The sequence below is a fragment of the Vibrio sp. FF266 genome (genome assembly GCF_041439695.1).
GTDB lineage: Bacteria > Pseudomonadota > Gammaproteobacteria > Enterobacterales > Vibrionaceae > Vibrio > Vibrio tasmaniensis_A.
This window is the reverse complement of the sequence record NZ_JBGOOO010000005.1, coordinates 161,787-173,806: the sequence shown is the minus strand read 5'-3', so window position 1 is coordinate 173,806 and position 12,020 is coordinate 161,787. Positions and strand designations below refer to the sequence as shown.

The following is a 12,020-nucleotide window of genomic DNA, read 5'->3' as shown; positions in this document are numbered from 1 at the left end:
GTAGTGAGCCCTTTGAACACAATTCAGAGAGCTAATTTCTAATAACGTAAATAATTAGAAAGACTACAGAGAGCAGCTAGAACCCACATGAGATGAGGTCTTAGACGCAATAGGAAAAATTCTTAGAAACAGGTGAGAACCATGAAAAGCGTGAAAAGAGTCACATTTGAATGCTACGTATAAAAAACGCTGAAGATAGGGTAGCTGCATAATAACCAGAGGACCATTAGCAGCTATCTTATTTACGAAGAAATCCCTTAAAAGCCAGAGCGAACCTCTGCACTTTTCTGAGGCGATTGGGCTTGTAGGAAAGGCAGTAGCAGCAAGCCAATAACGGCCGCACAAGTCGAGATGGTAATGAAGAACCCACTCCAACCATAAGTTTCTAGAACGAGCGCTAATGGGTAGCCAGAAAGTGCTGCACCCATATAGGCAAATAAGCCAACAAAGCCTGTCGCAGCTCCTGCGGAGTCTTTATGTGAGCATTCCGCGGCAGCCATACCTATTAGCATTTGAGGGCCAAACACAAAAAAGCCTACACAAAACAGCCCAGCCGCTTGAAACACAAAGTTGGTTAGAGGCATAAGCCATAAAGCGGATACCGAGAGGAAGATACCAATCGCGAACAGGATATTCATGGGACCACGGTTACCACCAAACAGCCTATCCGATCCCCATCCAGCAACAAGTGAACCAACGAAACCGCCAATCTCAAACAGAGACAACGCAGCGTTGGCGTTTATCAAACTATAATCGTGCTCTTCGGTGAGATATAAATTGCCCCAGTCGTTAACTGCCGTTCTTACGATGTAAACCAACACATAGCTAAAGGCGAGCAGCCAAATGTACTTATTGCTGAACACATAGGCTTTCAGGATCTCTCGATAGCTTAACCCTTGCCCATGGCTCTCTTGCGCCAATTCTAGATGGTCATTGCGCCACTTCCCTACCGTCGGAAGCCCCATGGTCGTGGGCTTATCACGTAAGCGTAAACAGACGATAAGACCAATAAAAACACCAATCACACCCGGCCATATGAACCCAGATCGCCAACTGTATTGGAGAGTTAGATAGCCGACGAGAATAGGAATCAATGCCCCACCAACGTTGTGTGCTGTATTCCATATAGCCCAGCGAAAGCCTCTTTCGGAGCGAGAATACCAGGTCGTCAATAACTTGGAACACGATGGCCAGCCCCAGCCTTGGAACCATGCATTAAGCACCCAAAGCGATATAAAAGCCGCCAACGAACTAGAAAAACCAAACGCGATATTGATCAAGCCTGTCGCGATTAGGCCGAGCCCCATGAAGTAACGCGGGTTCGACCGATCCGATATGGTGCCTGAAATAAACTTAGCTAAGCCGTAAGAAAGATAAAAGAGCGTGCCAATCAAGCCGATATCGCCTTTGTCTAAGCCAAGATCGGTGATCATGGCTGGCGCGGCATAATTAAAGGTTTTACGAGTGAAGTAAAAACCTGCATAGCCGACATACATTCCTATCATGATGTGAAGACGCCAATAACGATAACGCTGATTGACCTCATCATCGCTTAGAGTATGACTTTTTGACGTTGTTGAGCGCAGAAATCCAAACATATTCGTTCTCACACTTTAGGTAATGTAACGCTGATATTAGTACCCGAAGAAGAGTCATTAGCGTTGATTGCCATCTTGCCACCGAGCGCCTGAACACGCTCTTGCATACCACGAACACCCATTCCTTTGAGAAGATCCTGCGCTGTAAAACCAACACCATTGTCTGTAATTCGAAGATAAGCTTGATCATCTAGAATCAGTTCTATTCTAATTTCACTTGCTTCAGCATATTTGTGGGCATTGTTTAAAGACTCTTGGCACAGTCGGAAGAGAGTAACCTTGAGCGTGTCACTCAAACATGAGTAGTCACCGTGCCAATTTAGCTGGATATCAACGCCGTGATCTGAAAACTCCATTTCCCGTATGAGCTGTTCAACGGAGTCCTTCAGGTCAAGGTCGTCCAACATTTTTGGTCTTAGCTTTGTTAGCAAACGCTTAGTGGTGTCATAAACATTCAACGACAATGATTCAATCGTACCAGCACAGCGAACGCTCATTTCAGCCGCATCGACACGTTTGATAATGCTCGCTTGAGTCCGAATTGCCGTGATGTTCTGGCCTATCTCATCATGTAACTCACGGGCAATATCACGACGAACCGATTCTTCAGCCGTGATTAGCTGACGGGAAAGGTTTTGATTCCTAGAGAGCTCACTGCGTAATTTCGAGTTGAGATCTTTTTGTTTTTGAACAGCTAAACCAAGCAAAATACCTGTGATGGTCTGAGCGGAAAGAGACAAGAGTAAATCAGTAATTTCGAGTTTGGACGTGCCACTGTGGGCTGCAATCAACGCGACGCTATTTAGCAGGGTAGCGAGCAAGGCGCCTTGCCATCCATAACGAACGGCGAGCAAGATAATAGGGATAGCCATACAGAACGGGGCGAAGCGCCTTAGCTCATCTGGCAAACTGGTTTGTATCAAAATACTGACGACCAACAAGAGGCTGTATAAAGCGATGTGACGGATTTTGAACTCAATGACATTGTTGATTAAGTAAGAGCTCAGTGGCGCCCACTTGTTTTGGAATAGGTAATTCCATACCAGATAACACATCGGCACTAACATCAAACCACCTGTGGTGCTCACCAACCACACCATGTAAACAGCCGGAACATGAGAACTGACCGCGGCAACATTGATGAGTGCTGTGACCATGATTAAGCTCGCCATCACCAACAAGTGACGATTCAGGTCACCAGAATAATAACGTTTGGCAATCAGAGTGGCTGGAATACTTAGTCCACTGGCGATTAGTATCGTCAGCCATTGAGGTTCATCAAGTAGGAGAGCTAGGGCAATCGCGAGCCCCCACTCTGCAATATAGATAGCAGGCCAATAGTGAGTGCGAGTGTGCAGCGTCATTCCTAACCGGAGTGAGAATGGGAAAAGCAGAATGGCTAACTCAGGGTCATTAATGAAATAGAAGGCAATAACCCATAAACAGAACCATGCACAGCCAGCCATAAAAACCCCGCATAAGGAGGTGGCTAGATAAGAACGCATTAGTACTGGTCTTGAGCGAACAATTTAGCTAACTCAACGTTGTTCTTAACATTGAGTTTGTCCATGGCATTGGCACGGTGCACATGTACCGTTTTATGGCTAACCCCTAACTCGACAGCAATAGATTTCACGTCGAGCCCTGTCGCCAATAACTGGCACACTTCGCTTTCCCTGCGGGTGAGCTGATTTAACGAGGCTTTATTCTTCATTGGTGTCGCAAGTTTTATGGCGATATCTGGCGTAAGGTAGCAGCCGCCATTTGCGCTCGTGTGTACGGCCTGAATTAACTCATCAGGGCTACAGCGTTTACTGAGATAACCTTTAGCTCCTAACTCTAATGACTTTTCAACCATCGCCGGAGAGTCATGTACGCTCAACATAATACTAGCAATGCCAGATGGAATCTCTTCCAATAAGCTCAGGCCACTTTCATCTTGCATTGAAATATCCAAGATAACGACATCAGGGTGACAACTTGGCAGTCCGAGGCGCGCTTCTGCCGCAGAGTTAAACTCCCCCACGACCGTTATATCAGTTTCAAGACTGAGTAATTGAGCGAAGCCAGATCGAACAATGACGTGGTCATCAACAAGCGCAACATTAATCATGATATTAACCAAAATTAAGAGTGAGAAAGAAAAATAGCCCCAACAGGAGCTATCTAAAATTAAGTTTATTGGTAGAGATGATACTGAATCGAACTAACGATTGGTATGATCTCACGTGCTTTAAACCAATAAATCACGTGAAACTATCTACCCGAAACTCTCTTTGCGACAACAAATGCGCGAGAACAAGTACTCAGACAAGCTACGCGTTTTGAGCCGCTAGGTGCATCTTCTTCGCGTGACGAATCTTCTTCTCTTCCGCAATAGCAACGAACAGCAGTAAAACAATACAAATGGCAGCAGAAGTATCGAGTGCTGCAAATGTCCCTTTCCAACCTGTTAAGCCGAAAATAGGCGTTCCGTCTGCAATCATGCCTAGGCCAAGTTTGGCAAAACTGTCACCAATTAGGTAAGCAAATGTGCCTTTCACGCCATCAGCCACACTGATTGCTTTCTTAGGAACAAAGCCTACCGCAGCAACACCAATCAACAGCTGAGGACCGAATACTAGGAAGCCAAGTACGAATAGTGATGCTAGGTACATGAACTCGCTCGTTGCATGCTGATAAAACTCTAGAGATACAATAATCAGTCCAAGCGATACACAAGCAACTAAAGCACGACGTCCGTTAGCAAGGTCTGATAAATAACCCCACATTAATGTACCGACCAGAGCGCCAACTTCAAACAGAGTAAAGCCTGAAATAGCCGTTTCTTTTGATAGACCTAACTCTTGATACGCATAAACGGTAGACCATTGATCGATACCGATACGAACAATGTACAAAAAGATATTCGCGAAGCAGAGTAACCAGATCACTTTGTTTTTAAGGATATATTCAACAAAGATCTCTTTCTTAGTCATTTGATTTTCTTCAGCAATAGTATCTTCTTCGCTGATTTCTTCGTCAAACAACTCTTCAACTGTACCTAAACCGTATGCTTCTGGAGAGTCGTTACCAAAACGCATCCCAATAAAACCAACCACAATCGCGATGATCGATGGGAACACGAACATACCAATTACGTTGCCATCAAAAAAGTAGTTAGCGCCAAACAGCGCTACACCAGCAGCACCTGCACCACCTACGTTGTGTGACATGTTCCAAAGACCTAAATACGACCCACGCTTATTACGAGGCGTCCATTTAGTAATAGTCGAATAACTTGAAGGACCACCGGTACTTTGAAAGAAACCACTCAATGCGTAGAAGGCAACCATCATGAATAAGCTAGCGCTGCCGCCACCCAAGCTGAAGCTAAAGCCCAACATGGCAAGACCAGATAGGATAAGCATGAATGGCAGGAACTGCTTGGTGTTTTTGCCATCCGCGTAGTAGGAAACAACCGTTTTACCAATACCATAAGTAATTGAAAAACCAAGACCAATAAGACCTAGATCGGTCATTGATAATCCATAAGTAGAAATCATGTCGTTTTGCGCGACATTGAAGTTCTTACGGATTAAATACATGGTCAAATAGCCAATGAATACGACTAGGTACGATTGTAGGAATGGTTTAAACCACATTTTTCTTCTAGTTTCGACCGGAAGATCCAGCGTCGGTTTTCTAACCTGATCTAGGAACTTTAACATTGTGAACTCTCTTATTATTGATGAGGTCTGCACGGAACATTACTGACCATGCACTCTTTGCAATTCGATGATGAAATAATAAGGAGTCTAAAAAGCGACCGCATGAGAGAGGGTCTTAGAATAACTAGGAAAAATTCTTAGTTCAGAATTGGGAGTCAAGAAAGCGTGAACAGCATCACTTTATTTAAAATGTGTTATGTCGTGAAGAGGTATTGGAAAGGAGTCGTTAGTTAAGGTATTTAATAGGAGCCCCAAGCAAACTAAACATCGATTGTATTGAGCAGTTGATTGAAGTCTAAAGTGGCTAATAAAAGCCACATTAGATTCGCTTTACGGTATCGTAACCTAAACGATAAATAATAGAGTTTAATTATTCTTAGACACATCCAACTTATTCAGCAACGACGGAAAACCCCAACCGTTCTCACCTTCGATCACAGGTTCTCCGGTCAAATACTCAAACAGCGTTGGAGCCAAAGAGCCATTAGCTTCGATTTTCAGTTGCTGAGAGTTATCGCCAATTGGCGCTCCCCAGAATCCGATGAAGGCATCTTTCTCTAAGTAATCCTCACCAGCATGACGACCCGGCACCTTAGTGTTGTAACCAATTCCCGCTTTAGGGAACAAGTTAACCGTGCCAGCCCTATCTTCAAGGTAAATATTAGCCAGTTGATTCACTGAATCTGGTCGAGGCGTTGGTTGCGTCAATGAAGTCCACTCAGCACTGCTACACCACGTTGTCACATCCGCCTTAACCGCTCGATTAATACATTTTTCTACTAATAGAGAGTACTGTGAAAAATCAGCTTCGCTTGGTGATGCTAGGTATGGATTTAACCTTTGCGTATTGAGCAAAATCGGCGCTCGGTTATCTTCCAATGACTCATAGAAAAGCTTGTCACCTTCACGTGTGATCAATTCATCGACCCGTTTTAAATCACGGTTGCCAATCACACGAACAGCGCAACGTTGTTGATCACATGTGCTTTCTCTTACGACCATATACTCAAGACTTTCAGGCAAGCGTTGCGCTATCTGATTAATGATGTCGATATTCTGACCAGCTGGCGCTGCAATCGGAGACCACTGCGTGAGTTCTTGGTAAACCGGCTGAACCTGCCACCCTTTAGCCGAATTAAAGAAGTCCATCATAAAGTTACCACCAGCAGTAGAGGCGACCACCACATCCAATTCTTTCGAGCTTGGATAGCTTAGAGCATTGGTGATTTTAGGCCCTTCCCCCTCGTCTGAAGATATTTTCTTAACCACAATTGGATACTCTAGCTCTGCTTGTAAGCCTTCAAACACCTGCTTTTCGGGATTGAGCGCGTAGAACACCGGCGTTAAACCATGATCCCCGGCCATGCCCCATAGCGTTTTATCGTAAACGCCTGCACTGCGGTAGGTCGCTTCAATCTGGCGAATCCAATAGTCCAGTCGGTTGAGCTCTCCAGTCGGCATCAGAATTTCGTCACTAAAAGGACCGGTAAAGTGTGCGAAATGATCCGGCCATGGGTTATACACCAAGGTGTAGTCTGGCATCCCTTTTCCATCTAACTCGGCAAACTGAGTGATCGACTGTTTAACCTGAGTTCTCTTTGAAAACTTAGTGAAAAAATCAAAGCTAGATATAGACTGGTACGCTTCAATATCTTCTATCAAGGCTTGACGCTTTTCTTGCAAAACCACTTCGACTTCTGAACGTTCTTGAAGCTCTTTCACACAACGTTTCTCACCATAATCACGCAGTGACTCACCCAAGCCTAGGTTCACTAACCCATCATAAGTGGTATGAGCATTCCAATCGTATTGGGCGTTGCAGTTCAGCGTTTTAAGGTAATCAAGGCGATCAAACATGGTCTGCACCTTGTTGTTCGCCATCAACACATCCAACTGCAGGGCATCATTCCGAAGAAGTAATAAGCTCGGTCGATCTCTCGGTCAACAAAGTGGAAATTAGGGATACCCGTACCACCTTGCCCCGATACTTTCGCGCCCGTTTTAATGATAGGTAGGTTACGTACACTGATTGTGGGAGTTGAAGAGATACCCACTCGGCTAATATTGTCTCGATGCTCTTGATAGAGATTTTTGAAGAACGGAAGATAATTCGGATCACGGTAGGTTTGTTCAGACAGAACTTCCATGAACCTCACCTGTTGTTGATGTTCTGGCTCAATGACCTTTTCTAGCTGAGGTTTGTATTGCGCTCGGTTTTTATGATTTTGGTAAGCCACTGAAATGAAAGGCGCATTATCATCGACCAAACCTTCGATCAATCCTTGCTGTAAACCATCGACCGTCACTTGAACTGCAAAACGTTTGTGCTGTTGGGAATCTAAGAACTGAATGAGCGCATCAGGCTGGTCACTGAACGCTTGCTGCATCCAATCATCTAGCGCTGCTGCGCGTTCTTCTTTAAACACAAACTGTCGGTAGGCTTTCAGCAAGTTTAAGCGCACAAAATCAATAAGCGTGATGGTAAGAGCTTGTGCTTTGTTATTCGGCTTATCAGCGTTTTCTGGTTTACCATCTTCTGCAATCGCCAGCATTGCAGACTTCATATCGCCGTCATCCATTCCCAATGCCGCTTTACCGATCAAATCAACGATGATCGGTTGAATCTGAGCGACGATCGCTAGATCTTCAGGGCTATTGGTTAAGTATGTGTAATTCGCAGGGAGCGTGTCCATATCCTGCCAGACACCAATTTCGAATAACGCATCGTAGATAACCACCATGTTGGCAATGAACTGTTCATCGATACGAATACCTTCATGATGTCCCGTTGCTTCAGTCGAGGTATCTGGCTCGTGATGCTCTGAGGTTGGCTTATCTCCAACATGATAAAGGCTATGTTCAAAGCCCTTTAGCGCCTGCTTATCATAAACCGTCGACAAGTAAGATTTGAACACATCTTCACTGCCCAAGCCTGAATAGCGGTCGTAATAACTATAGAGAAAATAACCCAAAGGAATTGAGTACGTCGGGTTAGATAACTGAGCAACGACTCTGGCTTTGGTTTTGACATCTAAAGGGAGAGCGAGAATATACGCATCTAATGTAACGCCACCAATGGTGAAAAGAGCTGCATCACGAGTGAGTTTGGCAGAATAACTTAGGCTTGAAAGCACCTGATTTTTCAACACTTCACTGGAGCTAAACACGCCACCAATGACGGGCGTTGTTGATATATCAGCGGCACTCGGAGCTGATGCAAGCGCCAACGATAAGGCACTGAATAAACTGGCGTAACTGCGAACGTGAGAATAAGAGCTCATCAAATTTCCTTTAGATCAACACACTTCTATAAATGCAGCGTATTGTTTCAGTTTGCATTTATTAGTCAACCTATGAAAACGTTTGTTTTCTGATTCGAAGAGCTCGAATACTCTTACAATCGCTTACCGCTACCGTCTTCCCACATCACTTCGCATTCGTCTTTAATGGCCGCTTTCAATAGTTCAACTAACGGGAACGCTCGGCTACCGATATTAACAGGCGCTTCAACAACCTCTTCATTATCGTCATCATCGGTATTTTCTTGTTCTACCTGCTTGCTCTGCTCAGCGGCGATCGCAGCACGCAAATTACTTAACGCTTGAGAAACCTCTGAAGCATCAATTGCTCCTGGAATAGTGCCACTATGCCCAAGCATCTTAATGAACTGAAGACCGACTTCACCAAACATCGTGACGCTAGCATGAGCTTTGCAACTAAAGGTAATTAACATTATGAGCCTCTATCAAATTTAGGTATCTATAAACATTAGCTATCTACAAACTATGTTGAGTAACGTATTGGAAAGCAAGTAGATAATAGCCAAGTAACTTCCTGCAACTAGAACCGTGATTGTTTCACTAACGGATACATCTGCACCGTTAGTGACGCGCATCACTATTTATTATGAGTCACTCATCATTTAAATATGAAACCTTGATAGTAGTCACACTAAAAAGGTCACTAACACTCTGCTATGACTTTTATTTCATCTACTATTAACATCAATCATCAAAATCTTTGGCACAAATCACATGAAAAGGCTCGTCGGCAGACACCTAGAAGAAATGGCGGACATACGATCCACTCGCAAGCAAAAAATTGTCCACTCCTTTTCACTGGCTGCCGCTGCGTTATTCACATTCTACACTTGGGCTTACTTCCAAGGTCAGCATTACACTCTGTCAATTTTCGAACTGTGTTTTGCACTTATTGCTATCTCCAATGCATTTTACGTAAAAAAGTCACTGCCGCTGAGTATTCAGAATTGATTCTAAGTGGTGTTCTGCTCGTTCAAGGAGTCATCCTATTCTTGTACAGTCACGCCATTCCCGAGCGGACACTTTGGCTCTACCCGATTTTGGCTGCCGTTATTTTCATAAACGATTTTAGAATTGGCATTATATTCAGTACCTCATTTTGTGTATTTATCAGCACCTTGATTACAGCGATGCCTAGCAGCTTTTCTTTACCTTTTAGCAGCTCACACCGATTTATTCTTAGCTTATTTACAATGAGCTTGGTATGTCACACATCAGCTTATTACTACACAAAAGCCGTCAGTTATATTCAACGCCTATATAAAGAGGGGATTGAAGATCTGGCCTATAGAGATCAACTAACAGGCTTGGCAAACCGTTGGAGCTTTGAACGCTGGGCGACAGAAAAACTTGCGACAGTGGATAGTGAACGCTCACTGACTGCATTAGTTTTTTTGGACATAGATGACTTTAAAGGCATTAATGATAGCTACGGGCACGACGTCGGAGACAGTGTTTTGCAGCATTTTGCGAATCGTTTGAGCAACAACATCCGAACCAGAGACAGGGTAAGTCATGAATACGATTATTCGATTGCGCGCTTTGCTGGAGATGAGTTTGTTTTGATGCTCTACGATGTACCAACTCGCAAAGATCTAGACGGTATTTTAGACCGGATTTGTGGGCTATTCGAAAGTGGTTGCCAGACAAACGAGAGAATCAAGGAATTGACACTCAGTGTTGGGGTTTCGTTGTACCCGCAAGATGCTCAAGAATTACATGAGCTGACGAGATGTGCTGATAAAGCGATGTATGTTGCCAAACATTCAGGAAAAAATCGATACGCTTATTATCACGATAATCCCGTATCAACCTTGATAGAAGAGCTACCAACGAACCTCGCCTTCTCAGAATCGGAATCATCTGAGCTTGAAGGTTGTCTTGAAGCGAAGGTCGAAGGGAACAATGTTACGTTATTAAAAACGCGTCCACGCTAGCCTGCCATATACATGGCCCATAAACTCACTAAGCCAATAACAATAATCCATACGACTTGTCGTACTAAATTTCGGTTTTCGTTCTTAGATTTAGCAACGGTTTTAAAAGCGGCTTGCTTGGCCGAGTGTATAAAAGGCCCATCTGCTTGGTGCTTTCTAACACGGCGCTTAACCGCTTTATTCGCAACCTCTGTAAAACGCTGACCTTGCTCCGTTGTAAAATCGTTATCAAAGCCCATCCGACCTTGCCTTTCGCCATGTTTTTGCTGTACTGCCATAGCGGCCTCCTTGGCGGTCTGCTCTCTATTCAAGTATAGACATAATTTCATATTCTTACCTGTTCAAAATTTTCGAATAAGTCACTCAACACTGTGCCATCTTCTTTTTAAATCAAATTACATAAACTACAGCTATTCAAGTTTATGAGGATTTCAAAATGACGAGTGTAAGAGCAGTAGATCATGTGATTGCAGCACACGCTACCTCCGATGGTGATGGCGTAAAAATACAAAGACTTGCTGGTTTCAATAACACGCGTTTCTCTCCATTTTTAATGATTGATGAACTTAAGTCGGATGAAAGCAAAGATTATGTTGGCGGCTTTCCTCCACATCCTCACCGTGGGATAGAAACGCTCACTTACATGCTGCAAGGTCACTTCCAGCACAAAGATCACATGGGGAATGTTGGAGAGCTTCGCAGCGGTGGTGCACAGTGGATGGCCGCGGGTCGTGGTGTGATTCACAGCGAAATGCCAATGATGGAAGAAGGTGTACTTCATGGATTTCAGATTTGGATAAACCAGCCTGCAACACACAAAATGCAACTAGCGCAATATCACGACTTCCAAAGTGAAAGCATCGCGGAGCATCAAAGTGAACAAAATGGTTTATTGAGAGTTATTGCTGGTGTATTCGAACTGCATAACCTAGCTGACCATGATGTAGAGGCTTTACGAACGCAAGGCCCACTGCAACAAACAGGTGTGCCGTTAAGCGTAGCGGATTGGCGATCTCATTCTGGGCAAAAAATAACATTAGGGATAGATGTTAATCACAATGCCATGACTTACGTGTACCGAGGCAGTATTAAGATCGGTGATAAAGTCATCAACCAAGGTCAACTTGCGTTACTCACTAAAGCTGACTTGCTGTCTCTGAGTAGTTTAGAAGATTCAGGTGTACTGATTTTTTCTGGTGAGCCGATTAATGAACCTGTTGCGCACTATGGTCCGTTTGTCATGAACTCGATGGAAGAAATTGAACAGACGATTCAGGACTACAACAATGGCGTTTTTGAGACTTACTAATTGACGACGTCTTTGCGCTTTTAGCTTTGAATTGAAGTTAAAGATTGAAGATTGAAGATTGAAGAGATTTTGCAACGAACAACAATTTGGTCATCCATTTGATGACTGTAAAAACAAGTGACACTATCCACTGCCGGTTATTATCA

General features: G+C 44.0%; 7 protein-coding genes and 2 pseudogenes. 2 read left to right on the top strand and 7 right to left on the bottom strand.

The genetic code is table 11. The annotated features are described in order from the left end of the window. Positions 1–257: 257 nt before the first annotated feature. The 6 genes and pseudogenes from ACED59_RS06485 to ACED59_RS06460 form a co-directional block, all read right to left on the bottom strand. Entirely contained in the window at positions 258–1,598 is a 1,341-nt protein-coding gene (locus ACED59_RS06485) for an MFS transporter (RefSeq protein ID WP_017097783.1), read from the bottom strand. An 8-nt stretch (positions 1,599–1,606) separates the two neighbouring features. Then, positions 1,607–3,103, bottom strand: a complete 1,497-nt coding sequence (gene uhpB / locus ACED59_RS06480; protein ID WP_032499231.1) for a signal transduction histidine-protein kinase/phosphatase UhpB — start codon at positions 3,101–3,103, stop codon at positions 1,607–1,609. After that, positions 3,103–3,711, bottom strand: a complete 609-nt coding sequence (gene uhpA / locus ACED59_RS06475) for a transcriptional regulator UhpA (protein WP_009846132.1) — start codon at positions 3,709–3,711, stop codon at positions 3,103–3,105. Before uhpA ends, uhpB begins: the two co-directional genes overlap by 1 nt. Before the next feature lie 202 nt (positions 3,712–3,913). Further along, positions 3,914–5,308, bottom strand: coding sequence for a hexose-6-phosphate:phosphate antiporter (gene uhpT / locus ACED59_RS06470; protein ID WP_009846131.1), 1,395 nt, complete (start codon positions 5,306–5,308; stop codon positions 3,914–3,916). A 366-nt stretch (positions 5,309–5,674) separates the two neighbouring features. After that, positions 5,675–8,589: pseudogene (locus ACED59_RS06465) on the bottom strand (alkaline phosphatase family protein). Between the two features lie 113 nt (positions 8,590–8,702). Continuing rightward, a complete protein-coding gene (locus ACED59_RS06460; protein ID WP_012601196.1) occupies positions 8,703–9,041 on the bottom strand; it encodes a DUF1840 domain-containing protein in 339 nt (112 codons plus the stop codon). Positions 9,042–9,375: 334 nt separating this feature from the next. Between ACED59_RS06460 and ACED59_RS06455 the strand changes: the two are divergent. Continuing rightward, positions 9,376–10,565 (top strand): annotated as a pseudogene (locus tag ACED59_RS06455) (GGDEF domain-containing protein). Here the strand turns inward: ACED59_RS06455 and ACED59_RS06450 are convergent. Further along, complete coding sequence (locus ACED59_RS06450; RefSeq protein WP_009846127.1) at positions 10,562–10,843, bottom strand: hypothetical protein; 282 nt, start codon at positions 10,841–10,843, stop codon at positions 10,562–10,564. The pseudogene ACED59_RS06455 and the gene ACED59_RS06450 overlap by 4 nt on opposite strands. 158 nt (positions 10,844–11,001) lie before the next feature. On the opposite strand from ACED59_RS06450, the gene ACED59_RS06445 reads away from it, so the two are divergent. After that, positions 11,002–11,874 (top strand): pirin family protein, encoded by an 873-nt coding sequence (locus ACED59_RS06445; protein WP_017097785.1) that lies wholly within the window; start codon positions 11,002–11,004, stop codon positions 11,872–11,874. The last annotated feature ends 146 nt before the right edge of the window (positions 11,875–12,020 follow it).

Excerpts from the sequence above, each read along its gene's own strand:
- ACED59_RS06485 (WP_017097783.1), bottom strand. The coding sequence starts at position 1,598 with ATGTTTGGATTTCTGCGCTCAACAACGTCAAAAAGTCATACTCTAAGC.
- uhpB (WP_032499231.1), bottom strand. The coding sequence starts at position 3,103 with ATGCGTTCTTATCTAGCCACCTCCTTATGCGGGGTTTTTATGGCTGGC.
- uhpA (WP_009846132.1), bottom strand. The coding sequence starts at position 3,711 with ATGATTAATGTTGCGCTTGTTGATGACCACGTCATTGTTCGATCTGGC.
- uhpT (WP_009846131.1), bottom strand. The coding sequence starts at position 5,308 with ATGTTAAAGTTCCTAGATCAGGTTAGAAAACCGACGCTGGATCTTCCG.
- ACED59_RS06460 (WP_012601196.1), bottom strand. The coding sequence starts at position 9,041 with ATGTTAATTACCTTTAGTTGCAAAGCTCATGCTAGCGTCACGATGTTT.
- ACED59_RS06450 (WP_009846127.1), bottom strand. The coding sequence starts at position 10,843 with ATGGCAGTACAGCAAAAACATGGCGAAAGGCAAGGTCGGATGGGCTTT.
- ACED59_RS06445 (WP_017097785.1), top strand. The coding sequence starts at position 11,002 with ATGACGAGTGTAAGAGCAGTAGATCATGTGATTGCAGCACACGCTACC.